General features: G+C 44.3%; 36 protein-coding genes. 32 read left to right on the top strand and 4 right to left on the bottom strand.

Annotated elements, in window-relative coordinates:
- The first annotated feature begins 50 nt into the window (after window positions 1-50).
- Complete coding sequence (gene tuf / locus TM7x_RS01975; protein ID WP_039327427.1) at window positions 51-1,235, top strand: elongation factor Tu; 1,185 nt, start codon at window positions 51-53, stop codon at window positions 1,233-1,235.
- A 73-nt stretch (window positions 1,236-1,308) separates the two neighbouring features.
- Here tuf and TM7x_RS01970 read toward each other — a convergent pair whose 3' ends face one another.
- The gene (locus tag TM7x_RS01970; protein ID WP_138074075.1) at window positions 1,309-2,046 is read right to left on the bottom strand and encodes a hypothetical protein; all 738 of its coding nucleotides are present in this window, start codon (window positions 2,044-2,046) and stop codon (window positions 1,309-1,311) included.
- A 143-nt stretch (window positions 2,047-2,189) separates the two neighbouring features.
- Here TM7x_RS01970 and TM7x_RS01965 point away from each other — a divergent pair, with 143 nt between their 5' ends.
- The 21 genes from TM7x_RS01965 to TM7x_RS01865 all read left to right on the top strand — a co-directional run bounded on the left by TM7x_RS01965 (window position 2,190) and on the right by TM7x_RS01865 (window position 14,926).
- The gene (locus TM7x_RS01965) at window positions 2,190-3,131 is read left to right on the top strand and encodes an L-lactate dehydrogenase (protein ID WP_158386494.1); all 942 of its coding nucleotides are present in this window, start codon (window positions 2,190-2,192) and stop codon (window positions 3,129-3,131) included.
- Window positions 3,132-3,226: 95 nt separating this feature from the next.
- Complete coding sequence (gene rpsJ / locus TM7x_RS01960; RefSeq protein ID WP_039327423.1) at window positions 3,227-3,544, top strand: 30S ribosomal protein S10; 318 nt, start codon at window positions 3,227-3,229, stop codon at window positions 3,542-3,544.
- 70 nt (window positions 3,545-3,614) lie between these two features.
- Window positions 3,615-3,947, top strand: coding sequence for a hypothetical protein (locus tag TM7x_RS01955; RefSeq protein ID WP_039327421.1), 333 nt, complete (start codon window positions 3,615-3,617; stop codon window positions 3,945-3,947).
- A gap of 184 nt (window positions 3,948-4,131) precedes the next feature.
- On the top strand, window positions 4,132-4,746 hold the full coding sequence (gene rplC, locus TM7x_RS01950) for a 50S ribosomal protein L3 (RefSeq protein WP_039327420.1): 615 nt from the start codon (window positions 4,132-4,134) through the stop codon (window positions 4,744-4,746).
- Window positions 4,746-5,345 carry a 50S ribosomal protein L4 gene (gene rplD / locus TM7x_RS01945; RefSeq protein ID WP_039327419.1) on the top strand — a complete coding sequence of 200 codons (600 nt, stop codon included), beginning with the start codon at window positions 4,746-4,748 and terminating at the stop codon, window positions 5,343-5,345. Before rplC ends, rplD begins: the two co-directional genes overlap by 1 nt.
- Before the next feature lies 1 nt (window position 5,346).
- Complete coding sequence (locus TM7x_RS01940; protein ID WP_039327418.1) at window positions 5,347-5,667, top strand: 50S ribosomal protein L23; 321 nt, start codon at window positions 5,347-5,349, stop codon at window positions 5,665-5,667.
- The gene (gene rplB / locus TM7x_RS01935; RefSeq protein ID WP_039327417.1) at window positions 5,667-6,506 is read left to right on the top strand and encodes a 50S ribosomal protein L2; all 840 of its coding nucleotides are present in this window, start codon (window positions 5,667-5,669) and stop codon (window positions 6,504-6,506) included. Before TM7x_RS01940 ends, rplB begins: the two co-directional genes overlap by 1 nt.
- Window positions 6,507-6,512: 6 nt before the next feature.
- Entirely contained in the window at window positions 6,513-6,779 is a 267-nt protein-coding gene (gene rpsS, locus TM7x_RS01930) for a 30S ribosomal protein S19 (protein ID WP_039327416.1), read from the top strand.
- Window positions 6,780-6,781: 2 nt separating this feature from the next.
- Complete coding sequence (gene rplV, locus TM7x_RS01925; RefSeq protein WP_039327415.1) at window positions 6,782-7,246, top strand: 50S ribosomal protein L22; 465 nt, start codon at window positions 6,782-6,784, stop codon at window positions 7,244-7,246.
- On the top strand, window positions 7,247-7,882 hold the full coding sequence (gene rpsC, locus TM7x_RS04050; RefSeq protein ID WP_039327413.1) for a 30S ribosomal protein S3: 636 nt from the start codon (window positions 7,247-7,249) through the stop codon (window positions 7,880-7,882).
- Complete coding sequence (gene rplP / locus TM7x_RS04045) at window positions 7,883-8,296, top strand: 50S ribosomal protein L16 (RefSeq protein WP_039327411.1); 414 nt, start codon at window positions 7,883-7,885, stop codon at window positions 8,294-8,296.
- The gene (rpmC, locus tag TM7x_RS01910; protein ID WP_039327409.1) at window positions 8,296-8,502 is read left to right on the top strand and encodes a 50S ribosomal protein L29; all 207 of its coding nucleotides are present in this window, start codon (window positions 8,296-8,298) and stop codon (window positions 8,500-8,502) included. Before rplP ends, rpmC begins: the two co-directional genes overlap by 1 nt.
- Window positions 8,502-8,813, top strand: a complete 312-nt coding sequence (rpsQ, locus tag TM7x_RS01905; protein ID WP_039327407.1) for a 30S ribosomal protein S17 — start codon at window positions 8,502-8,504, stop codon at window positions 8,811-8,813. The genes rpmC and rpsQ overlap by 1 nt, the downstream gene beginning before the upstream one ends.
- On the top strand, window positions 8,810-9,178 hold the full coding sequence (rplN, locus tag TM7x_RS01900) for a 50S ribosomal protein L14 (protein ID WP_039327405.1): 369 nt from the start codon (window positions 8,810-8,812) through the stop codon (window positions 9,176-9,178). The genes rpsQ and rplN overlap by 4 nt, the downstream gene beginning before the upstream one ends.
- Entirely contained in the window at window positions 9,178-9,498 is a 321-nt protein-coding gene (gene rplX, locus TM7x_RS01895) for a 50S ribosomal protein L24 (RefSeq protein ID WP_039327403.1), read from the top strand. The genes rplN and rplX overlap by 1 nt, the downstream gene beginning before the upstream one ends.
- Complete coding sequence (gene rplE, locus TM7x_RS01890) at window positions 9,498-10,082, top strand: 50S ribosomal protein L5 (RefSeq protein WP_039327401.1); 585 nt, start codon at window positions 9,498-9,500, stop codon at window positions 10,080-10,082. The genes rplX and rplE overlap by 1 nt, the downstream gene beginning before the upstream one ends.
- Window positions 10,082-10,351 carry a 30S ribosomal protein S14 gene (gene rpsN, locus TM7x_RS01885; protein ID WP_039327398.1) on the top strand — a complete coding sequence of 90 codons (270 nt, stop codon included), beginning with the start codon at window positions 10,082-10,084 and terminating at the stop codon, window positions 10,349-10,351. Before rplE ends, rpsN begins: the two co-directional genes overlap by 1 nt.
- Window positions 10,352-10,377: 26 nt before the next feature.
- Complete coding sequence (rpsH, locus tag TM7x_RS01880) at window positions 10,378-10,773, top strand: 30S ribosomal protein S8 (protein ID WP_052198823.1); 396 nt, start codon at window positions 10,378-10,380, stop codon at window positions 10,771-10,773.
- A 347-nt stretch (window positions 10,774-11,120) separates the two neighbouring features.
- On the top strand, window positions 11,121-12,155 hold the full coding sequence (locus TM7x_RS01875; RefSeq protein ID WP_039327392.1) for an ATP-binding protein: 1,035 nt from the start codon (window positions 11,121-11,123) through the stop codon (window positions 12,153-12,155).
- 61 nt (window positions 12,156-12,216) lie between these two features.
- Window positions 12,217-14,400 carry a S8 family peptidase gene (locus TM7x_RS01870; RefSeq protein ID WP_052198888.1) on the top strand — a complete coding sequence of 728 codons (2,184 nt, stop codon included), beginning with the start codon at window positions 12,217-12,219 and terminating at the stop codon, window positions 14,398-14,400.
- A gap of 265 nt (window positions 14,401-14,665) precedes the next feature.
- The gene (locus TM7x_RS01865; RefSeq protein ID WP_039327389.1) at window positions 14,666-14,926 is read left to right on the top strand and encodes an NUDIX hydrolase; all 261 of its coding nucleotides are present in this window, start codon (window positions 14,666-14,668) and stop codon (window positions 14,924-14,926) included.
- Between the two features lie 13 nt (window positions 14,927-14,939).
- Here TM7x_RS01865 and TM7x_RS01860 read toward each other — a convergent pair whose 3' ends face one another.
- Both TM7x_RS01860 and cyaB read right to left on the bottom strand, forming a co-directional pair.
- Complete coding sequence (locus tag TM7x_RS01860; protein WP_052198822.1) at window positions 14,940-15,599, bottom strand: non-canonical purine NTP pyrophosphatase; 660 nt, start codon at window positions 15,597-15,599, stop codon at window positions 14,940-14,942.
- On the bottom strand, window positions 15,596-16,192 hold the full coding sequence (cyaB, locus tag TM7x_RS01855) for a class IV adenylate cyclase (protein WP_039327386.1): 597 nt from the start codon (window positions 16,190-16,192) through the stop codon (window positions 15,596-15,598). The genes TM7x_RS01860 and cyaB overlap by 4 nt, the downstream gene beginning before the upstream one ends.
- A gap of 143 nt (window positions 16,193-16,335) precedes the next feature.
- Here cyaB and rplF point away from each other — a divergent pair, with 143 nt between their 5' ends.
- The 5 genes from rplF to secY all read left to right on the top strand — a co-directional run bounded on the left by rplF (window position 16,336) and on the right by secY (window position 19,890).
- On the top strand, window positions 16,336-16,869 hold the full coding sequence (rplF, locus tag TM7x_RS01850) for a 50S ribosomal protein L6 (protein ID WP_039328106.1): 534 nt from the start codon (window positions 16,336-16,338) through the stop codon (window positions 16,867-16,869).
- A 2-nt stretch (window positions 16,870-16,871) separates the two neighbouring features.
- A complete protein-coding gene (gene rplR, locus TM7x_RS01845; protein WP_039327383.1) occupies window positions 16,872-17,222 on the top strand; it encodes a 50S ribosomal protein L18 in 351 nt (116 codons plus the stop codon).
- Window positions 17,223-17,313: 91 nt separating this feature from the next.
- Window positions 17,314-17,814, top strand: coding sequence for a 30S ribosomal protein S5 (rpsE, locus tag TM7x_RS01840; protein WP_039328103.1), 501 nt, complete (start codon window positions 17,314-17,316; stop codon window positions 17,812-17,814).
- Window positions 17,814-18,287: a 50S ribosomal protein L15 gene (gene rplO, locus TM7x_RS01835; protein WP_039327380.1), complete on the top strand. Its 474-nt coding sequence runs from the start codon at window positions 17,814-17,816 to the stop codon at window positions 18,285-18,287. The genes rpsE and rplO overlap by 1 nt, the downstream gene beginning before the upstream one ends.
- A 130-nt stretch (window positions 18,288-18,417) precedes the next feature.
- Entirely contained in the window at window positions 18,418-19,890 is a 1,473-nt protein-coding gene (gene secY / locus TM7x_RS01830; protein ID WP_082001338.1) for a preprotein translocase subunit SecY, read from the top strand.
- A 52-nt stretch (window positions 19,891-19,942) separates the two neighbouring features.
- Here secY and TM7x_RS01825 read toward each other — a convergent pair whose 3' ends face one another.
- Complete coding sequence (locus TM7x_RS01825; RefSeq protein WP_039327377.1) at window positions 19,943-20,518, bottom strand: hypothetical protein; 576 nt, start codon at window positions 20,516-20,518, stop codon at window positions 19,943-19,945.
- A 164-nt stretch (window positions 20,519-20,682) separates the two neighbouring features.
- On the opposite strand from TM7x_RS01825, the gene TM7x_RS01820 reads away from it, so the two are divergent.
- The 5 genes from TM7x_RS01820 to rpsM all read left to right on the top strand — a co-directional run bounded on the left by TM7x_RS01820 (window position 20,683) and on the right by rpsM (window position 24,412).
- Entirely contained in the window at window positions 20,683-21,150 is a 468-nt protein-coding gene (locus TM7x_RS01820; protein WP_039327374.1) for a CopY/TcrY family copper transport repressor, read from the top strand.
- Between the two features lie 33 nt (window positions 21,151-21,183).
- Window positions 21,184-23,412: a heavy metal translocating P-type ATPase gene (locus tag TM7x_RS01815; RefSeq protein ID WP_082001365.1), complete on the top strand. Its 2,229-nt coding sequence runs from the start codon at window positions 21,184-21,186 to the stop codon at window positions 23,410-23,412.
- A gap of 194 nt (window positions 23,413-23,606) precedes the next feature.
- Window positions 23,607-23,852, top strand: coding sequence for a translation initiation factor IF-1 (infA, locus tag TM7x_RS01810; protein WP_039327371.1), 246 nt, complete (start codon window positions 23,607-23,609; stop codon window positions 23,850-23,852).
- Window positions 23,853-23,906: 54 nt separating this feature from the next.
- Window positions 23,907-24,023 carry a 50S ribosomal protein L36 gene (rpmJ, locus tag TM7x_RS03970; protein WP_082001337.1) on the top strand — a complete coding sequence of 39 codons (117 nt, stop codon included), beginning with the start codon at window positions 23,907-23,909 and terminating at the stop codon, window positions 24,021-24,023.
- A 2-nt stretch (window positions 24,024-24,025) separates the two neighbouring features.
- Window positions 24,026-24,412, top strand: coding sequence for a 30S ribosomal protein S13 (rpsM, locus tag TM7x_RS01805; protein ID WP_039327369.1), 387 nt, complete (start codon window positions 24,026-24,028; stop codon window positions 24,410-24,412).
- Window positions 24,413-24,427: the final 15 nt, after the last annotated feature.

Below are 24,427 nucleotides of genomic sequence, written 5' to 3'. Positions count from 1 at the left end.
TGGACTGTACCCGCGTGAAAATAATAATTAAATAAGGAGAACTTCTACAAATGGCAGATGCATTTGACCGAAGCAAACCGCACGTTAACGTTGGTACAATGGGCCACGTTGACCACGGTAAGACTACGCTGACTGCTGCGATTACTGCAGTGTTGGCAAAGCGCCTTCCAAGCGCAGTTAACAAACCTGTTGCGTACGACCAGATCGATAACGCACCAGAAGAGAAGCAACGTGGTATTACTATCGCGTCTTCACACCAAGAATACGAATCACCAAAGCGCCACTACGCGCATGTTGACATGCCAGGTCACGCCGACTATGTTAAGAACATGATCACCGGTGCTGCTCAGGTTGACGGTGCAGTTTTGGTTATTGCCGCAACTGACGGTCCAATGCCACAGACTCGTGAGCACGTGCTGCTTGCAAAGCAGGTTGGTGTGCCTAAGCTGGTTGTCTTCTTGAACAAGATGGACATGGCTGATGAAGAAATGGTCGAGCTGATCGAAGAAGAAGTTCGTGAGCTTTTGGAAGCTAACGGCTTTGACAAAGACGCTCCAATCATCAAGGGTTCAGCTTTGAAGGCTCTTGAAGGTGAAGAGAAGTACGAAGACGCTATTATGGAACTGGTTGAAGCTATGGATAGCTACATTCCAGAGCCAGTTCGCGATATGGACAAGCCATTCATCATGCCAATTGAGGACGTTTTCTCAATCAAGGGTCGTGGTACTGTGGCAACTGGTCGTATCGAGCAGGGTGTTGTTAAGATTAACGACGAAGTTGAAATCGTTGGTTTGAAGCCAACTCAAAAATCAGTTGTGACTGGTATTGAGGCCTTCAAGAAATCTCTTGACCAAGGTCAAGCAGGTGATAACGCAGGTGTCTTGCTACGTGGTATTGAGCGTTCTGACATTGAGCGTGGTCAGGTTTTGTGTAAGCCAGGTACTATCACCCCACACACCGAGTTTGAAGCTGAAGTATACATCTTGAAGAAGGAAGAAGGCGGTCGTCACACTCCATTCTCTAAGGGTTACAAGCCACAGTTCTACTTCCGCACCACTGACGTGACTGGTGAAGTTGAGCTGCCAGCTGACAAAGAAATGGTTATGCCAGGCGACACCGTAACCTTCAAGGTTAAGTTGCTCGCCCCAATCGCTATGGAGCAAGGTTTGAACTTTGCTATCCGCGAAGGTGGCCGTACCGTTGGTGCTGGTGTTATTACAAAGATTAACAAATAATCTCTGTAGCACAAGCCTAATTAAATCCCCCGGTAACCCGGGGGATTTTTGATGTCGTCGTGATAGTACATATCTAATCGACAGTTATCGGATTAAAACATTGTTCAGAAATATCTAATGTATAGAGCGGATAGCGTGGACCGTTATTATCCTCCTCGTTGACGGATGTAGTCTTTGTAACCTTCATGCCCATTTTCCTGCCGTCTCTTGTGGTTGAAAATTGAGGAAGACAGAGGTATTGCTCATTCTCGCCGTACGGGAAAGATACGGGTTTAGTGAATTGCCCTACGTTACTTTTCTTCTCTTTGCACTCAGCTGTATTCTTTAAGGTTTCTGCTGGAATATAATATCTATAGTCTGTTGCTAATGTAGCTGTTTTACTCATTAGATCCGAAACCCCAGGCTCTCTTTTTCCATAGGTTTGTTCGGTGAAATTTACATTATCAAATGTAAACCTAACTGTGTCATCTCCATCACACAAGTATACTGAGCAGTCTGCCATTTCGGGGAATCCGTTGTAGGTTCTTGCTGTACAGTAAGCTGAAAACCCTTCTCGAACGCCATTTTCTGAATAGTAAATCGAATTCTTTTCTATATCTATTCCTTTTTCGGAGTCGTTATTTTCCGGCTGAGGCGTAGCGGTTTCAGAGCTGCTGTATGGAGCTGAACTTGAGCTTCCGGCGTCAACTCCTTTCTCTCCTGCGCATCCAGCTAAAAAGCATGACGGCAGTAAAGCTAATGTAGCAAGCGATCGATACATTCTCGCGATGCCTGTGCGTGGCGCTTCCTTTGTTTGTATTCCTCTTTCCATATATCCTCCCATTGATAATATGTAAAAGTTAATAGATTGACGATATTATACATGTTTTTTGCCATAAAGTAAAGTCAATTGACAAAGTGATAATGTTTATGACAAAATGAAACCATCTAACGTAAAAAGAAAAAGGAGATATGGTGAATAAACAGAAATTGGTGATTGTCGGTGGTGGCGGAATGGTTGGTGCGACGACGGCATATGCTTGTGCGCTGCGCAGTGTGATTGAAGAAATTGTATTGATCGACCGCAATGCGGATTTGGCGTGGGGTCAAGCGGCGGATATCAACGATGCTATGGGGCTTGACCGCAACGTGGTGGTGCACCCGGGCGACTATGCTGATATCAACGACGATGACATCGTGGTTATCACCGCTGGTTCGCCGCAGTTGCCAGGTCAGACGCGACTGGAATTGGTCGGCGTCAATGCCAGTATCATGCGTGACATTGTCAAAAACATCATGGCTGGTGGCGCCAAGCCGTATTTGGTGGTCGTCAGTAACCCAGTTGATGTCTTGACCTATGTAGCTTTGAAAGAATCGGGACTGCCAAAAACCCGAGTGTTCGGCACGGGAACGACGCTGGACACCACACGCCTGAAGTCATACCTGGCAGACGCGCTAAACGTCGATAGCAAAGCAGTTGATGCCTACATCTTGGGTGAGCATGGCGACTCTTCGTTTTCGACCATTGAGACCGCGCAGGTTGGTGAGGTGCCCATTCGAGAATATCCAGGCTTTACGGAGGAGATGATTGAGGGCATTGAGCAGAAAATCCGTGACCGCGCCTACCGAGTGATCGAGACAAAGAAGTCGACGTATTTTGCTATTGGTTTTGTGGTCTCTAAAATCGTTTCAGCTTTGCGTCAGTCAACACGTACAGTCTACCCAGTCTGTTCGCTGGCTGAGGGTGAATATGGACTGGACAATGTGGTGCTGGGCTTACCGTCGATTATTTGTTGTGACGGCGTGAAAATTTTGACGGGCTATCCACTGACCGAGCGCGAGAAGCAATCGCTAAATAACTCCGCTGCGATCATCGGTGGAATGATCGCCCACCTTGATAAAGACCAGGAAAATTGATATAATCACCTAGTTACTACTAATTTATCTCGAGAACTCGGTTGTTCGTACGGTAGAATGATTAGAGGTTACGAGATTGCACATAAGGAGGAGCTATGGCTCAAGATACCGGGATCAAAATCCGCATCCGTCTGAAGGCGTATGACCACAAAGTCATCGACCAATCAGCAAAACAAATCATCGACACTGCAATTCGCACCGGCGCGAACGTTGCTGGTCCAGTGCCACTACCAACTCGTCGCAGCACCTACACAGTGGTAAAAAGCCCACACGTGTACAAAATGGGTGGTGAAACCTACGAGCGCCGCGTTCACAAGCGGTTGATTGACATCACCAACGCCACACCAAAGACCATCGATAGCTTGCAGAATTTGAACTTGCCAGCTGGCGTTGACGCTGAAATTCGTATGTAATTTTAACGCGCTAGAAATTTCCGCCTCTTGAATGGGGCGGATTTTTTATGTTATAATTCTCATCAAGCTTATGACAAAACAAAAATCTCGTACCTACGCCCGCAACCGCTCAAAGTCCAGTGCTTTGTTCAGCCGCAAAGGACGTGAGCGAATTTATGAAAATGACGGCACGTTCTTTTTGAAATTGGTGATATTTGTCATCCTCAGCGCGCTGTGGCTACGTCTCAAAAACCCCTTTGAACTAGGCACTTTTACGGTGCAGGCGGTGCCAGTTGGCTTGTTCGTCGCGCTACTCCTCGTCCTCAAAATTGAACAGTACCAATTTAACCGTAAAATTTGGTACGTCACCCTCATTTTGATGGCAATTTTGACCTCATTTACGCCAGTGGGCGTGATGATCTGATCTACTTGACTTTAACCGATGTTTTGTGCTACAATCACAAGGTAATTTCTATTACGCGTAATATCAACTGTTCTCCTTGATGAATGAGCAGGTCTGGCTATGGTTGAAGTGTTTGTCATGAACGCCTCACTCAGAACCCAGAAACCGCACGTCATCAGGAGTATTTAAGTGGGAGTGAGGAAAAGTGAAAACACTTCTCGGTACCAAACTTGGTATGACCCAGCTCTTGGCTGAAGACGGCAAAGCCATTCCGGTGACGCTGATCCAAGCCGGCCCTGTCACCGTGACTCAGGTGAAGACTGTCGAAACCGACGGTTACAATGCGGTACAGGTCGCTTATGGAGAGGGTAAGAACCTGAGCAAGGCCGTGGCTGGACACGTCAAGCCAGCCCAAGTGACCCCGAAGCACATTCGGGAATTCCGCGTCGACGAGATCCCTGAAGGTCTCAAAGTTGGCGATGAAATCAACGTTTCCGCGTTCGAAGTCGGCGATTCTGTCGATGCGACCGGAACCAGCAAAGGTAAAGGTTTCGCTGGAACCATTAAACGCCACAACTTTAAGCGTCACCGCAAGACGCACGGTGGTAAAGGTAATACTCGTAAGCCAGGTTCAATTGGCTCGATGTATCCACAAAAAGTGTTCAAGGGTAAGACGATGGCTGGCCACATGGGCCACGAGCGCGTTACCGTCAAGAACCTGGAAGTGGCATATGTTGATCCAGAGACCAATCTGATCGGGGTAAAGGGCGCTGTACCTGGGCCGCGAAAAGGGCTGATCATTTTAGGAGGTAACAAGTAATGGCTGAATCAACCAAACTTCCTAAAGACATTTTTGCTGTTGAAGTGCCAAACCACGAACTGTTGAAATTGGCATATGACAGCTACCTGGCCAACGCTCGTTTGGCAAGTGCAACCACCAAGCAGCGTGGTGAAGTTTCCGGTGGTGGTAAAAAACCATGGAAGCAAAAGGGAACTGGTCGAGCACGTTTTGGCTCAAGCCGTAACCCAATCTGGCGCGGCGGTGGTGTAGTATTTGGCCCACGCGGTAACGAAAACTACACTAAAAAATTGTCTAAAACCGCCAAGAAAGTGGCAATTCGCCAAGCCTTGACGGTAGCCAATGAAGCGAAGAAGATCGTCGTCAAAGATATCAAGACGACTGGCAAGACTAAAGAGGTCGCAACCTTCTTGGCTGACAACAAGTTTGAGCGCCGCGTGCTGATCGTCGTCGACGAAAAGACGCCAGAATTGATGCGTGCCACAAACAACATTCAGAACGTATTGGTGATTCGCGCGAGCTACCTCAGCGTCTACCACATTCTGAATGCGGATACTATTGTCATGACCCCGAAAGCTCTGCCAGTAATCACTGAATGGCTGGGTAAGGAGGAAGCGTAATATGAAACAGATGACAATTATCCCACGCATTAGCGAGAAAGCATATGCACAGAGCGCCAATGGCGTGTACGTGTTCCGCGTTCCGCTCAACCTTAATAAAAACGAGATCAAAGCAGCAGTTGAAGCGCAATTTGACGTTACCGTCCTAAAGGTGAAAACCTTGGTGCAAGACGGCAAAGCTGTGCGTTTCTCACGAGGCAAGAATCGTTATCCTGGCACAACAACGCGCAAGGATTGGAAGAAGGCTTACGTGACGCTGAAAGAAGGCGATAAGCTCGATGTGTTTGACGCAGTAGAGCAGCAGATGGAGGAGACCAAGTAATGCCAGTGAAAGCTTACAATCCAACCACTCCTGCTCGTCGCGGCATGACGAGTCAGGACTTGTCGGATATCACGACAAGAAAACCGCTCAAAAGTCTGATCAAAGCCAAAAAGCAAAATGCTGGCCGCAATAACCAGGGCCGTATCACCGTGCGTCATCGCGGCGGTGGCGTTCGTCGTCACTACCGTTTGGTGAACCACAATTTGCCGGCTGGTCTGACGCTGACGATTGAAGAAATTGAGTACGATCCAAACCGCTCAGCCCGTATCGCTCGAGTGAAAGATCAGTACAATTTGTACCACTACGTATTGGCCGACACCTCGATGGTCAAAGGCAAGACTATTCAGACTGGCGAGGAAGCGCCAATCGAGGCATCAAACCGCCTGCCGCTGTCTGCTATCCCTGTTGGTACGATGATTTACGCTATTGAGTTGACCGCTGGTAAGGGTGCACAAATGGTACGCGCTGCCGGTGCTAAGGCTCAGTTGATGGCGAAAGAAGGCAACTATGCAACTATCAAATTGCCATCTGGCGAAGTTCGCAAAGTTCGCTTGGAAGCTACCGCTGCTATCGGTGTAGTCGGTAACGTCCAGCACCAGAATGTTAAGATCGGTTCAGCTGGTCGCAAACGTCGCAAGGGTATTCGCCCAACCGTTCGTGGTGTCGTTATGAACGCCGCAGACCACCCACATGGTGGTGGTGACGGTGGTCGCCACGGTACTGGTAAAGCACCACGTACTCCTTGGGGTCAATTGACATTAGGTTATCGAACTCGTCGCCGTAAAGGCTCGAATAAATTAATCGTACGCACGCGTCACGACGCGAAGAGGAAGAGGTAAATCACGATGAGTCGTTCATTAAAGAAAGGTCCATTCGTCGATGTGAAGCTTGCGAAAAAAGTCGCTGCTCTCAGCCTTGACGATCGAACCGTTATCAAAACGTGGGCGCGCGCTTCGACCATCACCCCAGAAATGGTCGGTCGAACGATTGCTGTCTACAACGGTCGGATGCACGTGCCTGTGCTGATTACCGAAAACATGGTTGGCCACAAACTCGGTGAGTTTAGTCCAACTCGTAAGTTCCGTAAGCACGGCGGAAAGGATAAGAAGTAATCATGGCTGATACAACTTATACTGTTCGCGCTTACGCCAAAGGTGTTGACCAAACACCACGCAAGGTTAGCTTGGTGGCTGCACTAGTACGTGGCCGCACCGTCGCTGACGCATTGGTTATCTTGGAACACGTGCCAAAACGCGCTGCCCTGCCAGTCAAAAAGGCAATTGACAGTGCCAAGGCAAACGCCATCAACAACCACGGTTTGGACGCTAAAAGCTTGGTGATTACCACGTTGAGCGTTACCACTGGTACGCGTCTACGACGCTTTAAGCCAGCGTCAAAGGGTCGTGCTTTGCCATTCCAGAAAAAGACGTCAAACATCTTGGTTGAAGTAACTGGTACTGAGAAACCAAAGAAAGCGCCTGCGAAGAAACCAGAGACCAAGGCCAAAGCAGAGACCAAACCTGCCAAGCCTGCAGCGAAAAAAGCCGCCGAAACCACGGCAAAAAAGGAGGAGAAGTAAATGGGTCAAAAAGTGAATCCAATCAACTTCCGCCTACAAGTTCACAAGAACTGGAGCTCTCGTTGGTTTACGGCCAATAAGAAAGAGTTTGCGGAGGCAATTCGCCAGGATCACGAAATCCGCGAATTGATTGAGAAGAAATTTGCCTCACGCCCAACCATCAATCGTATTGAGATTGAGCGGAGTGCCAACTTGATCACGGTAACCATTCACACGGCGAAAGCTGGTGTGGTGATCGGCCGTGGCGGTGCTGGCGTGAATGAATTGAAAAAACAAGTTGAGAAAATCGTCGGTCAGGCAGTTCGCATCAACATCGAAGAAGTCCGCCGACCGGAATTGGCAGCTAAATTGGTGGCAGAAAACATCGCCCGCCAGTTGGAACGCCGCATCAACTTCCGCCGTGCAACCAAAATGACCGCACAAAACACCATGAGCGCTGGCGCCAAAGGTATCCGCATCGAGGTGGCTGGTCGTTTGAACGGTGCTGAAATGGCACGCCGCGAAAAGGTGATTGAAGGCTCAGTGCCGCTGCACACTCTTCGTGCTGATATTGACTTCCACTGTGCTCGCGCCCAGACACCAGCTGGTATCATCGGCGTGAAAGTGTGGATTTATAAGGGAGAAAGGAGTCGCTAAATGCTGTTACCGAAAAAGACTAAATATCGCAAAGTGCGTATCGGTAAAAACCGTGGTCGAGCAACCCGTGGTAATTACATCGCGTTCGGCGACTTTGCACTGCAATCACAATCAAACGAGCGCATCAACTCCCGCCAAATCGAGTCAGCCCGTCAGGCGATGACCCGCTACATCAAGCGTGGTGGTAAGATTTGGATCCGGATTTTTCCACACACCCCAGTTACTCGCAAGCCACTTGGTTTGAAGATGGGCCAGGGCAAGGGTAATCCAGAGTTCTTTGTTGCCAAGGTGAAGGCTGGCACGGTGCTGTTTGAAATGCAGGGCGTTTCAGAGGAAGTCGCTCGCGAGGCAATGCGCCTGGCGAGCCACAAACTACCAGTCAAATGTAAGTTCATCAAGCGGGAGGACGCATAATGGCTGAGACAAAGAAAACCGCAAAAGCAGCAGTTGTAAAGACGGTTGACGATTTGAAGAAGGAGCTCGCCGAAAAGCGAAATGACCTGCTTCAGGCAAAACGTTCTCGCGCTGCTGGCGAATTAGTTAATCCAAAAGCGTTGCGTTCACTCCGCAAGGACATCGCACGCCTGCTGACACAAATTAACGAAAAGGAGAGCAAGTAATGGCCCGACGAACACTGATTGGCGTCGTAACGAGTGCCAAGCGCGACAAGACCATCACTGTGACGGTCACCAGCCGCGAAACGCATCCGCTCTACGGCAAACAGTACACCGTGACTCGCAAGTACACTGCTCATGATGAGACCAATCAAGCAGGCGAAGGCGACAAGGTGCAAATCGAAGAGACTCGCCCAATTTCCAAAACCAAGAGCTTTACGCTGGTCAAGGTGATTGAAAAGTCTCGCGGTTCTATCAAACTAAAGGCTGAAGTTTCTGGTGAAGCTGAGGAAGAGACCAAGGAGGATGACAAATGATCCAACAAGAATCTCGCCTCAAGGTAGCTGACAACTCGGGTGCCAAAGAAGTGTTGTGCATCCGTGTTCTCGGCGGTACCCGTCGCCGCTACGCTCGCGTTGGTGACGTGATCGTCTGTTCAGTCAAAGACGCCAGCCCAACCGGCAACGTCAAAAAGAAATCTGTCGTCAAGGCCGTAGTGGTTCGCACCCGCGACCAAATCCACCGCAAAGACGGCTCAACCATCTGCTTTGATGACAACGCCGTGGTGATTATCAACGATGACAAGCAGCCAAAGGCTACCCGCGTCTTCGGCCCAGTACCACGCGAGCTTCGCGACATGGGCTACATGAAGATCGTAAGCTTGGCTCCGGAGGTACTCTAATGGCTCGTATTCACAAAGATGACACAGTAAAAATCATCGCTGGTAAAAACAAGGGTACGACTGGTAAAGTCCTGAAGGTTAACACCAAAGATCAAACTGTTTTGGTCGAAGGTGTTGGCGTCGGACACCGCCACGTCAAGCCAAGCCAGTACAATCCAAAAGGCGGCAAGAAAGATATCCACGTACCGATGGACATCAGTAAAGTCGCGCTGGTTGTCGACGAAAAGTCAGGCAAAACCAGCCGGGTTGGTTTAGTAAAGAATGCTGACGGCGGCAAAACTCGCGTCGCTCGCCAAGCAAAAAATAAGGAGATTAAATAATGGCAGAGAAGAAAACCGTCGTGCCAGCTCCTCGCTTGAAAGCCTTGTACCAGGAGAAATACCTAAAGGAACTGCAAGCCGAACTAGATCTAAAGAACGTGCACCAAGTGCCAGCTTTGGAAAAGATCATCGTGAGCGTTGGCACCGGCAAAAAGAAAGATGACAAGCGTCACTTTGAAATTGTCAAAAACACTGTTGAAAAGATCACCGGTCAGGCACCAGTTGCCCGCCAGGCAAAGAAGTCAATCGCTGGCTTTAGTATCCGTAAGGGTATGGGTGCGCCAATCGGTGTGAGCGTGACCCTACGTGGTGCTCGAATGTACGAGTTCATGGATCGCTTGATCAACGTAGCATTACCACGTGTGCGCGACTTCCACGGCGTTGGCTTGAAATTCGACAAAGGCGGCAATTACAACCTGGGTATCATCGAGCAGTCAATTTTCCCAGAACTGACCTTTGAAGAAACGCAGATTTTGCACGGGTTGCAGGTAACATTTGTCATCAAGAACGGCAGCAAGGAAGCATCAAAAGCCTTGCTGGAGAAATTTGGCATGCCGTTTGAGAAGAAAGGAGGCGTCAGGTAATGGCTAAGAAATCAATGGTCGCTCGCGACAAAAAGCGTCTGAAGATGATCGCAAAATACGCTGCGAAGCGCGCTGAGCTCAAAGAACTTGGCGACCTCGACGGTCTACAGAAACTGCCTCGCAACTCGAGCCCAACTCGGCACAAGAACCGCGACAGCATTTCCGGCCGTCCACGTGGCTACATGCGCCAGTTCGGCCTGAGCCGCATCAATTTCCGCGAAAAAGCAGCCAAGGGCGAAATCCCAGGTATAACAAAGAGTAGTTGGTAAGAAGGAAAGGAGATTCGACAATGTCTATGCAAACTACAGACCCAATCGCCGACCTTCTGACGCGCATTCGCAATGCGAAACTGGTTGGCAAGACGGAAGTTCGTGTTCCGTCCAGCAAGATGAAAAAAGTCATCGCTGAACAATTAGTCAAAAACGGCTACCTTGCAGATGTTAAACTAGAGGACGCTAAGCCTCGTGGTGTGTTGGTCGTGACCATCAACGAAGAGGGTACTAACAGCACCATCAACGAGATCACCCGTGTATCCAAGCCAGGTCGTCGTGTCTACGTCGGCGCTAGCGAGATTCCAAAGGTGAAAAGCGGCCGCGGTCTAGTACTCATCTCAACCTCAAAAGGTGTCATGACTGGCGCTGAAGCAGCCAAGGCTAAACTTGGTGGTGAGTTGCTGTTGAAGGTGTACTAATCTAAAACTGCTAGTAGAAAAGCGCTCGGGATTCCCGAGTGCTTTTTATTGTGCGATAAGTAGACCAAGCCTAACGTCTCATCGAGAGTAGCGACATATGTGCTACAATTACGATATGAAACTTAAACATATTCCTGCTGCTTATCGCGTAACCGTCAAAGGATTGGTGTCTGATTCTTCAGGCAAGCTATTGTTCGTCTAAGAGAGAAGTGATTCATGGGGTCTTTCTGGTGGGATAGAGAGATTAAAGAATAATATTTTTCTAGGTTTTATTTATAATTTGTCCCAAAAAAATTGACTCTGTCCCAAAGGCGTAGTATCATTTTTTATAGAAGGAGGATTGAGTCATGAAAAAATCAGATGTTCTTGATTTAATAAAGTATCATTATGAGAGCAAAGAGACAGAATTCAGAAATCAAAGCATAGCTATTGCTCGAAATTTTGATAAACATGGAGATACACAATTAGCACAATATATTATGGGGATGATATCTCAAAGTGATAGGTTAGTACCACAAATAGAGAATATAAGTGAGTATTTGACTCCTGTTAAATTAGATATTAACCCTCTTCCGTTGCCACTTCCCATTATGAATGACTTAAAAGGAATAATAAACGCTGTTAATCATCACATTGGAATAAATAAATTCTTATTTGTAGGGGTACCAGGTACTGGAAAAACTGAAAGTGTGAAGCAGGTGACTAGACTTATTGACAAAGAATTACTTGTGGTAGATTTTAGTCACCTAGTTGATAGTAAACTAGGACAGACAGTTAAAAATTTAGCAGCTCTTTTTAATGAAATCAATCATTTGCCTTTTAAGCAAAATTATATCATCCTTTTTGATGAAATTGATTCTATCGTATTGGATAGGGTTAATCAGAATGATTTAAGAGAAATGGGGAGAGTAACTTCTGCTTTTTTAAAAGAGTTAGATAGATTATCTCCAGAGATTATACTCATTGCCACAACGAATCTTTTTGAAAATCTTGATAAAGCAGTTACTAGAAGATTCGACGCTATAATTGATTTCGATCGCTATTCTGATGATGACAAGGTTGAAGTTGCTGTGGTTATTTTGACGGAGTTATTGAAACAATTCAAAAATGTAGGAAGAGATCTGAAGTTATTTAAGAAAATTATTTATAGTTGTGGGACTATACCGAATCCTGGTGACTTGAGGAATTTAATAAGAACTTCACTGGCATTTAGTGATCCGACAGATCCACATGACTATCAAAAACGTTTATTAAGGAGTTTGCATAATGGAAGGAATTTATCTATTTCTAAATTATCAAAGCTGGGTTTTACTGTTCGAGAAATCGAGATTTTAACAGGTATTTCTAAAAGCAGTGTCTCACGAGAATTAAGCGAGGATTGACATGAATACATTATTGACATTACGTGGTAAAAGTTTTACACAAAAATCGAGAAATAATGGTATGGGACCAATTACCGTACCAAAAAATACGGTAATTACACTGGAACATTTGAAACGTCTTTATTCTTCCTTAGAAAAAGTAAAAAAATATTGGGAGAAAGATAGCATCATTGATGGTGTTTTGATAAGTGTATACTATAATCGAATTGTTGCTAAAAGTAACCGTATTAATGGCTTCTTCAATGTAGGAAGAGAGAATCCAGTCCCTAATGATACCATTGTGGGAGCAAAATTTGATGGTGAGAAGAAAAAGCATATTATTACTCACTATATCTCTGGAGATGTACTTAGTAAAACAATTATAGTTTTGAGTAAGATAATTGAAGTTTTTGAGAAACATTTTGATGGAGAGATAACAAGTGAGATGTTCTCTGAGTCATCAACATTTGCTTCCATAAAATTTTCGGAATATGGTATTTCAAAATCTAAGTTTCAGCAATATTTGAGAGATTCTTGCTTTGTTGAGAAATTTGGCGTTGAGTACGCTAAAATTTCAGATGTAACTAATTCTATTGTTACATTCTATGATGTTCAAACAGATATTTTAAAAGTACTTAAGAAAATCAATGTTGATGTTTCAGAAGCCAATGTTATGAATCAAACAACCGTATTGCTTGATGAAAAAAATATTGAATTGCTATTATCAAAAGCTCCATATCTTGTTTCCATGATTGTTGAGGATTTCTCTAAATTATCTCTAGATGATTTTTATTTAGATAATAATAATTTCCAAACGAATCTTCCATTCCCAATGAATGAACCAATTATTGGTGTTATTGATACCTTATTCGATGAGAGAGTTTACTTTAACGACTGGGTTGAGTATCATGACATGGTTTCAAATGAAATAAGAAAGGGTAGTCAAGACTATAAACATGGAACGGCAGTTACTTCTCTAATAGTTGATGGAGCTAGTTTGAATCCAAATTTAGATGATGGTTGTGGACATTTTAGGGTGAGACATTTTGGCGTGTCTCTGCAAAGTGGATTTAATTCATTTACAATCATAAAACAGATTAGAGAGATTATTTCCCAGAATTCTGATATTAAAGTTTGGAATCTTTCTTTAGGATCTAATGATGAAATAAGAGAAAATTTTATTTCTGTCGAGGGAGCGTTATTAGATGAAATTCAATTTGAGAATGATGTGATTTTTATCATAGCAGGGACAAATGCTACCACCACAAACGGAAAACGCAAAAGAATAGGTGCTCCCGCAGATTCGCTTAATTCTGTAATTGTAAATTCTGTTGATTTTAACGACCAAGTAGTTTCATATTCACGAGAGGGTGTTGTTTTATCATTCTTTGTTAAGCCAGATGTTTCATATTATGGCGGTGGAAATGGTGATTTTATAAATGTATGTGAACCACTGGGTTTAGGTCGAGTAGCAGGCACAAGTTTTGCAGCACCGTTTATCGCAAGAAAAATGGCTTATCTTATAAATGTTATGGGACTTAATCGAGAGGAGGCAAAGGCTTTGTTAATTGATTCAGCAATACCATGGAATAATAAAAAAACATTTGCTGATTTATCTTTAATTGGTAATGGTATAGTTCCGATAAAGATGGAGGATATTTTATCTACTCCTGACGATGAAATCAAGTTTATCGTCTCGGATATTTCTAAAGCATATGACACATATAACTATGATTTTCCAGTGCCGATATCAAACGGAAATTATCCATATGTTGCTAAAGCAACAATGTGTTATTCTCCGAATTGCTCAAGAAATCAGGGAGTAGACTATACAAATACAGAGATGCAAATTACCTTTGGTAGACTAAAGCTAGACGGCATTGAATCAATCAATAAAGATAATCAGTATACGGAAGATACTCCAGGTTATGTGAAGGAAAACGCAGCTCGAAATGTTTTTAGAAAATGGGATAATGTTAAGCATATAGGAGAGACATTCACTGCCCGAAAGCGAGTTAAACCAATTTTAAATCAGTCTAATCCTCAGTGGGGGATGAGTATAAAAACAATTGAACGGCTAAAAACTAGAGATGGGCAAGGAGTTCGATTCGGTGTTGTTGTCACTTTAAAGGAATTGAATGGAGAGAATCGTATCGAAGATTTTATTCAACAAGCAGAATTACGAGGATGGCTTGTTAATAGGCTTCAAATAGATGCACAAGTTGAACTATTTAATAGTCTAAATGAAGAAATTGAATTCGAATAAGAAGGGTGTAAAGGAGACTTTTATGCAACTTTTAGAACAGCCTATAGGTATTGGTTATGGTAACGTTATAAGAAAAAATACCTAGAATCTGCTATTTGTAACGATTTAGGTATTGCTAGAGTTTATTCTAGAAAAGCATTGAGGAAAAGACGGAATAGAAAAACACGAATTCCTTTCTTGATGGAGGTGTATTGCAATGCTAAATAGAATCATCCTCTTGACATCATAGGGCGGTCTGGAACATGGTGAGGATGTTACGTAAGCGTTGAAACGAGAGTTTCTGGAAGAATTAGAAGCAGATGTCAAAGTCTCTACAGAAAATCCCTTGATTATTCCAACGTGGCATAACAAGTTCGATGACCCGGTGCTTATCATTGCTTTTGAGGTGACACTCCTAGGTAATCCACGGGTGAGTGAGGAAGCCGAGGAACTAGCTTATCTTCACCCGCAGGATATTGCCCCTAACCAGCTCGATTCGACGCTTATTAATAAGCTCAGTGTCCTTATCTGCGATACCAATCAGTGAGACATCCCTATCGCTAAACAACAGTCGAAGAACGCAACATCGCATACTCTTCTATAAGAGTGGCGCATTTTTCGATTGCAATTTCATGCCCAAGCTGATACTCACTACGCATGGACTTCGGCAGCTCGCGCACTTCATGAAACATCATATCAAGCTCGGGTACGAAAAATAACTCCCGAAATGGCATACCTTTGAGTCGCGACTCCTCCCGTGACTCAGTTAAAATAACGCCAGAATTTTCTCCAAAAATCACCTTCTCGCGACCATCAGGGAAGTTTACTGCAAGACACGTCTGATATTGTGCTCGCCTATTTGTCTTATTTTCAAGCTTCTTCAAGCAGTAATCTACGATTTCCTGATCACTCATCTCGTGACCATCCCAGCGTCTTGTAAACACGCCAGGCTCGCCGTTTAATGCTTCAATCTCCATACCTGAGTCATCGGCAATAATTATTAAGTTTTTATCATTCCCGCGTAAATAACGCCTCGTATGTCGTGCCTTTAAGAGGGCGTTTTGTTCAAAAGTCACACCCGTTTCTACGCAATCGGGGATTTGATAGCTCAAGTCTGCTAGCGAAATAATTGATATTTGCGGGTCGAAGTTACGAAACGTTGCAACGAATTCTTCGTACTTGCCTGGGTTTCTGGTGGCAAATAGTATAGCTGTTTTCATTTTGTTACCACCTTATCTCTTTCAGTAAATTGTGCATACATACAAATATCACGATACGGTCGAGTGATGATTTCAAACTCCTGAACTCCTATCCGTGCTTCAACATCCTCGATTCGCCGCAAAGCCGACTTTTTATCCTCGCTGATGATTTCTGTTTCTATGAAAACACCCACACCGCTAATCTCATCAATAGCAATCGTTAGCCCCGGCTCATCATCGCACTTAAATATCCGTCTAAACTTATTGACCTCGACCAATTTCACCATACCAAGATTTGCTAGCAGCTGCTTAGCGACGGCCGTATTCTCTGGATTGACCGGCAGATTAGTTTCTGGCTTGACGATAACCCCATCCTCAGTGTGCGTGCGCTGATTGGTCGGTGGCTTATAGGTTATCTCAGCAAAATCATCACGCTGTCGAACCCGTAAACACTCAACCGTCTGCATAAAATCAACATCCGGTCGAGAATAATAAGTGTCAATTTCAGTAGTTTCGCTAGACAGAAAAAATCCCTGAGAACTCAGTCGTGCAATAAACTCCTCCAAATCACCCAAAAATTTACGTTTACGCTCTATTTCATATCGTTCTGCCACGCAGGAACCTCCAACTCACTTACGCAATACTAAAAGTATATAGCAATTTATGATAATCCGCCACGCCAAGCTTGCATTTTACCCCTAATCTATGCTAAAATACCGAAGTTAATATCAAATCACACGAAAGGTGAGTAATGAGTCTGAGTCGAATCGGAAAACTGCCGGTGGTTATTCCGGCCGGTGTGACAATCACGGTTGACTCTGGTGACGTGGTCGTAAAGGGCCCGAAAGGTGAATTGACACAATTCATCACGCCAGCAGTTGAGGTGAAAGTCGAAGACGGACACGCCACGGTTCATCCGAAGGATGAGTCCAAAACTGCTCGCGCCCAGCACGGTCTAATGCGCGCGCTGATCAACAACATGGTAATCGGCGTCACCAAAGGCTACGAGAAGCGTCTCGAGGTCAATGGTGTCGGTTTCCGCGTGAGCTCCAGCAACAACGAGCTGGAAATGGCGCTCGGGTTTTCACACCCAGTCAAATACAAAGCCCCAGAGGGCATCACCGTTACCAATGAAAAGATGACTATCATCGTCAGTGGTATCAATAAACAGCAAGTCGGCCAAGTCGCTGCGGAAATTCGCGCGCTGAAGAAACCTGAGCCATACAAGGGCAAGGGTATCAAGTACGCTGACGAGCAAATTTTGCGTAAAGCAGGAAAGACAGGTAAGTAATCATGGCTGAAAATAAGAAATTACTCAACCGCGCTCTTCGCAAAAACCGCGTTCGCGCCAAGGTTTCAGGCACTGCAGAGCGCCCACGCCTGACGGTCACCATCAGCAACCTGCATGTTAGCGCTCAGCTGATCGACGACGTCGCAGGCAAGACATTGGCTGCCGCAACCACCGTTGGCACCAAAGCAAAAGGTACGATGAGCGAAAAATGCGCTGCCATCGGTACCGAAATTGCCAAGAAAGCAAAGAAAAGTAAAATTAGCGCAGTGGTCTTTGACCGCAACGGCCGCCAGTACGCTGGTCGCTTGAAAGCATTGGCTGATGCTGCGCGCCAAGAAGGATTGGAGTTCTAGTATGGCAGAACAAGCTGCAAATACTACCCCACGCGCAGAAGGCCGCCGGCCTCGCAGTCCGCGTGGTGGTCGCCGCGATGACCGGCGAAATGTGCGTGATGACGCACCAAAAGAGTTTGAAGAATTGGTAATCAACATTGACCGCGTGTCCCGCGTGGTCAAAGGTGGCCGCCGCTTTCGTTTCAAGGCGTTGGTGGTTGTCGGTAACCGCAAAGACAAGGTTGGTGTTGGCGTGGCCAAAGGTGCCGACGTGCAAGCGGCTGTCGCTAAGGCAACCTCAGTCGCCAAGAAGCACTTGATCACCTTGCCACTGAATGGCGAAACCATTCCGCACGACAGCGAAGTTAAGTTCTCAGGTGCTCGCGTGCTGATCAAGCCAGCCGCTCCTGGTACCGGTATCATCGCTGGTGGTGTGGTGCGACAAATCATCGGCGTGACTGGTGTCCGCAACCTGCTCACCAAGTCACTGGGTTCAACCAACAAGGTGAACATCGCCTACGCAACTATTGAAGCACTGAAATCACTGGTTCCACGCGAACAGTGGCTCAACACTCAGCCAGTCAAAAAGACTGCTAAAAAGGAGGCTAAGTAATGAAATACAACGATCTCCAAGTTTCAGCAAACAAGAATAAAAAGCGCGTTGGCCGCGGTATCGCTGCTGGCCAGGGTAAAACCGCTGGTCGTGGTACCAAAGGTCAGAACGCCCGCACTGGTAAAAAGCTTCGCGCTATGTTCCAGGGTGGTCAGCGCCCACTGGCTCAGGCTGTACCAAAAGCTCGCGGCTTCAAGAGCTTGCGCACACCAGCTCAGGTAGTCTACCTCGACCACTTGAACGCCTTTGACGGCAAAACCGTCGACAACGCGCTGCTGTTTACCGAAGGCTACATCGCCACGCCGTTCCACACGGTCAAGGTGATCGCTCGCGGTGAATTGAAAGCCAAGGTTGACTTGAAAGTGCAGGCTGCTTCCGCTTCAGTCGTTATAGCGATTGAAAAAGCCGGCGGCTCATTTGAAAAAGTCGCGACACCACTGCGTCAAAGCATAAAAGAAACTGAAGAGAAATAAATATTCTCATCAAGCACAAGAATCCCCTCTATAGAATAAGGGGATTCTTTATTTCGGTATGGAAATATTAGTTGTGGTAATGTATAATTAACAGAGTTAAGAATTGTTAGAGACTATGAGGGGCTAAAACATGAATTGGAGAATAATTTTCCGCTCGCTAAAAAATAAAGACATGCAAAAGCGATTATTAATCGTTGTCGGAATAATCGTCGTCTACAGATTATTGGCACACATCCCAGTGCCATTGGCTGAACCAACCCAGCTACGTAACGCGATTTCATCAGTGCTCGGACAGACTGATTTGGGTGGAATTTTGAACCTGCTTTCTGGCGGCGCACTATCAAGCTTTTCTTTAGTGTTGGTCGGGCTTAGTCCATTTATTACCGCCAGCATCATCATTCAGCTATTAACTAAAGCAATTCCGAAGCTAGAAGAACTTCACAAGGACGGCGAGACTGGTCGCCGTAAAATTCAGCAATGGACACGCATGATTACCGTTCCGTTGGCTATCGTTCAGTCAATTGCCTTCATTTTTATTCTGCGCCAAACAGTTCTTCAAGGTGGCTCAACAACACTAGCTGATCCAACAGCAATGGAATGGATTGTGTCGGTTACAGCCATGACCGCTGGCTCGGTTCTGTTGATGTGGCTAGGTGAATTGATTACAGAGCAAGGTATTGGTAACGGTATTTCTATCGTAATTTTTGCCGGAATTATTAGCCAGCTACCGCAAATGCTTGCGTCGCTCATTTCTTCGCTGCTCGACACTTCATCAGGCAGCTTAAACGTATTTAATTGGTTTACGCTACCTCTTAACCCGACTATGTTCTGGACAGTGCTTATCATGTCTATTGCGGGACTCATCGTTCTATACTTCCTGGTGAAAATCAACGAAGCGCAGCGTGTTATTACTATCAATTATGCTAAACGCGTTCATGGCAATAGCAACTATGGCGACGTAAAAAGCATTCTGCCAGTCAAGCTGATTGCAGCTGGCGTTATCCCAGTTATCTTTGCAGTTGCGTTTCTTAGCTTGCCACAGTTTGTTGGTCAAGTCATGAAAGCATCTGGTAATACCAATCTCCTGCCAACAGCCGACAAGCTTATCACCTGGTTCCAAGCGCCAAGCGCTGGCTCATTTACAGGCAGCACTACTGAGGCATTCATCTATCCAACGCTATACTTCCTCTTAGTCATCGCCTTCACGTATTTCTACACTGGCATCGTCTTTAATGCTAATGAAATCGCTGAAAACTTACAAAAGCAAGGCGGCTTCATCGAGGGTGTTCGGCCGGGCGCTCAGACTGAGAAGTACCTTACAAAAACCGTTAATCGCTTGATTCTGTTTGGCTCAATTGTTCTGGGAATTGTAGCGATTCTACCATTCGTCGCTGAATATCTGACATATCATTTGACGGGTTTGCACGGCTTGCGCCTATCAATTGGCGGTACCGGAATCTTGATTATTGTGTCGGTTGGTCTTGAGACCTTAAGGCAGATTAACTCACGAGCATTGATGGTCACCTATGATGACTTTGACCCAGATGAGCTGCTCGACAATGGTAAAAAGTCTAAAAAACGCCGCTTGTTTAAGAAAAAATAATTACCATAAAAAATCCCCGCCGATAAAGCGGGGAATTATTTTATAAAATATTCTAGCGTAGCCTGTAATCGTAAGATAGATTATCGCCATCTTTTTTCTCGTTTTGACAGACTGGCGCGATTTCCTTACTAATATTATTCTCATCAGTCATTTTGCAGCTTGGAATATCAAGCAGATTAAACTGATTAGTCGGTGAAATTGCTTTCCATCCATCTTCCTTCTTAACTGCAAACATTCGCGCAGCTGTACTGCCGCAACCATATCCAAGCAGCAACTGCTTCTCGTCTTGAGTATTTACAATTACGCTGACCGCACCATTGTTATCTTTGCAACCTGATCGCTCATTTTCTTTTTTCAGAAACTCACGAATTTCTTTTACGGACGCGTCGTGCCGAGCGATCGCCCTATTTCCCTCAAAACGAAAGCCCAATGAGCCCAAACTCACGAAGCCGCTGCCAATCTTTTCCGTCGCTGCGTATGGTTTGTGTGGTGATTGACAGTTCAATTTCCACACCAAACAACCAACAATCAGCATCAACACTGCTATCACACCAATCAAAACGGGCACCAGCAGCTCAACTTGTGATTTTTTTGTTTGAGACTTTGTCCGATTTTTCGTACTTGCCATAAAAATCCTTATGTTAAATTTGATAGCTCAAGTATAGCACATAAATTTATGGAAATATGTTGTGAGATAACACATATGTGACAAGAATATACAAAAAACGATTACTGTTGTAAACTATATAATGTAAAAAGATTACAAACGTAAACATTAAAGGAGGTAAGAATGTGAAAGAAAATTGCAGAATCGATAAAAAACAGCATATAACCGATGCAGAATGGGAAGTAATGCGAGTTGTGTGGGCAAATAGCGAAGTTACGAGCAAGTTTGTGACAGAGGTGCTTTGTGAGAAAATGAACTGGAAACAGGCTACAATAAAGGCGCTGTTGAATCGGCTGCTGAAAAAGAATATTTTGAAAAAGAAGGAAATTGGGAACAAGTATATTTATTCGACAGATTTTACAGAAAAGGAAGTTGCTAACAGTTATATATTAGGAACTTTTGATAAAATTTGTAAAACGAAAGTTGGAGAAATGATAGGGAAAGTTATTGAGAACAGTGAACTGAGTTTTGACGACTTGGATCTGATTTTAAAGGCTGTTGAGGAAAAGAGGAAGACGGCTATGGGAGAAGTTTCGTGTGATTGTGTGGAGGGGCAGTGTAATTGCGAACATAGCGGACATAAGCATATTTAAGATATGGTGTACTAAATGAAGGAAGAAAAGATTATGGCAGAAAAAAACTATACAGTAACCGGAATGAGCTGTGCATCTTGTGCCAATGCTGTGGAAAAGGCACTTAATAAAAATAATGATATTAACGCTTCAGTTAATTTTGCAACTGAAAAATTGAATATTGAATATGATGAGAAGAAGTACAATTTTGATAAAATTAGGGAAATAGTGGAGTCGGCTGGGTATGGACTGGCTGAGGATATGACAGAAGATAAAAAGGTGGAACTTTATCAAGAAAAAATAATAAGTTTGAAAAATCGATTAATTTTAGCAGTTATTTTTGTTGTTCCACTTTTGTATATTTCGATGGGGCATATGCTTGGGGCAGTACTTCCTGAATTTTTGAATCCTAAGGTAAATCCGCTTAATTTTGCGTTGGCACAGTTTGTGTTGACTTTGCCTATTATTTATGCTGGGAGAGATTTTTTTTCACATGGATTTAAAAATTTAGTAAGAAAATCTCCAACAATGGATTCATTAATTGCTATTGGGTCAACGGCGGCGGTACTCTATGGAATTTACGCAACTTTTGGAATTGTAATTGTAGACCCTGAAGCACATATGGATTTATATTATGAGTCGGCTGGTGCAATTATTACGTTAATCTTGTTTGGAAAACTGCTGGAGGCAAAAACAAAAGGTCAAACTTCATCGGCAATAAAAAAACTTATCGGACTTCAACCTAAAAAGGCTAAAATTATTGAAAATGGAGCGGAAAAGGAAGTTCTGATTGAAAACTTGAAAGTTGGAGATATTGTTATTGTGAAGCCGGGAGAAAAAATTGCGGTGGATGGAAGAATTGTGGAAGGGGCGACTTCTGTTGATGAGTCAATGTTGACAGGAGAAAGTTTGCCAGTAAGCAAAAAAGTTGGAGATAAGGTTGTTGGCGGAAGTATAAATAAAAATGGAAGTATCAGATTTGAGGCGACTGAAATTGGTAAAAATACAGTTTTGTCACAAATTATAAAGCTGGTTGAGGAGGCACAGGGGTCAAAGGCTCCTATCTCTAGAATGGCAGACATTGTGTCGGCATATTTTGTGCCGATTGTTATTGGGATTGCGATAATTGCAGGAATTGCTTGGTTTCTAAGTGGAAGTGGATTGGTTACTGCATTGTCGTTTTTCATCGCTGTACTTGTAATTGCGTGTCCGTGTGCATTGGGACTTGCAACACCTACATCAATAATGGTTGGAACTGGAAAAGGGGCTGAAAACGGTATTCTTATAAAAAGCGGGGAAGCTCTTGAAACAGCATACAAAATAAAAACAGTTGTATTTGACAAGACTGGTACGATTACGAAAGGAAAGCCTATACTTACTAATTTGATTGCTTATGGGAAATATAATGAAAATGAATTGTTAAAAATTGCTGCAAGTGTGGAAAATGATTCAGAGCATCCATTGGCAGAAGCAATCGTAAACAAAGCAAAAGAGAAAAATATTGAAATTAAGCCGTATGAAAAATTTAGGGCAATGCCAGGTTACGGTATTCGTGCAGCATTTGAAGGCAAGGAAGTTCAAATTGGAAATAGAAAATTGATGGAAAATCGAAAAATCAATGTAGAAATTTCTCAAAAAGATTATGATATTTTGTTGAATGAAGGAAAAACGCCAATGTACATTTCGATTGATAACGAATTGGCGGGACTTGTTGCAGTTGCAGACGTTATCAAGGAAACAAGCAAGGAAGCTATAGAAAAACTGAAAAAAATGAGAATCAAGACAGTAATGCTAACTGGAGATAACGAAAAAATTGCCAAATTTATCGCAAAACAAGTGGGAATAGATGATGTAATTTCAGAAGTGCTGCCTTATCAGAAATCTCAAAAAGTAAAGGAACTTCAGGAAAGAGATGAATTTGTTGCAATGGTTGGAGACGGAATTAACGATTCACCAGCACTTGCTCAAGCAAACGTTGGAATTGCGATAGGAAATGGAACGGATGTTGCTATAGAATCCGCTGATATCGTCTTAATTAGAAACGATTTGAGAGATGTTGCGGGTTCAATAGCATTAAGTAAAGCAACAATCACAAATATAAAGGAAAATCTATTTTGGGCATTCTTTTATAACGTACTTGGAATACCATTTGCCGCTGGAATATTTTATGCATTTTTCAATGGACCAAAATTGGATCCGATGATAGCGGCTTTTGCAATGTCATTTAGTTCAGTATCTGTTTTGGGTAATGCTTTAAGATTGAAATTTTTTAAAGTTAAATAGAATTTTAAAAAATAGGTTGAAGTTTACAATATTATAATTTATAAATAGCAATTTACAAACTTGTAGAAATGATATAAAAAACTTAAAAAGTCTATTCTAAGAAATGTTGTGAGATAATACATATAGCACATAAATTTATGGAAATACCCCTTGTCAAACTGCGCTGCGTGCTGTATAATTGACAACTGTAACTTATGGCGAGTCAAAAGGAAGTCATCAAAATGGTAGGAAAGGTAGTGGAAGCACTGCCTAATACTCAATTTAGGGTGGAACTGGAGAATGGCCATAGTATCATCGCGCACATTTCAGGACGAATGCGCAAGCACTATATTCGCCTGGTGCCTGGTGATAAGGTTGAGGTTGAGATGACCCCTTACGATCTTACAAAGGGACGAATCAGCTTCCGCCTACGTGACGATCGACCCCAGCAGGGCCGGTAGTCAAATATTAACGTTAATCTCGGGTTTACTCGGGAAGGGAGATTTGAGCACTTTATGAAAGTTCGTGCAGGTGTGAAAAAAATCAGCCCCGATGACAAGTTCGTCCGCCGTAAAGGTCGGTTGTACGTCATCAACAAGAAAAAACCTAAGAACAAGCAAAGGCAGGGTTAAGCATGGCTCGAATTGCTGGGGTAGTTATCCCAACAGAGAAGCAGGTGCAAATCGCGCTCACCTATATTTATGGGATTGGGCCAAAGCACGCTTCGAGCATCCTTGCGGCGGCTAAGATTGAGCCGACCACTCGGGTGAAAGATCTCACCGAGGCTGAAGAAAACAAGATTCGCGAAATTATCGACAGCGAATACACCGTCGAAGGTGATCTCCAGCGCTTGGTAACTAACAACATTAAGCGCTTGAAGGATATCAACGCCTATCGCGGTCTTCGCCACAAAGCAGGACTGCCGACACGCGGACAGCGGACTCGTACGAATGCACGAACTCGCAAGGGTCGCGCCATCGCCGTGGGCGGTACACAACCAAAAGCAGCAAGTAAGACCTAAAGAAAGGACTAAGAA

The sequence above is a fragment of the Candidatus Nanosynbacter lyticus genome (genome assembly GCF_000803625.1).
In the GTDB taxonomy this organism is placed as follows: Bacteria; Patescibacteriota; Saccharimonadia; order Saccharimonadales; family Saccharimonadaceae; genus Nanosynbacter; species Nanosynbacter lyticus.
The sequence above is the reverse complement of the archived record's forward strand: the minus strand, read 5'-3'. Positions and strand labels throughout refer to the sequence as shown.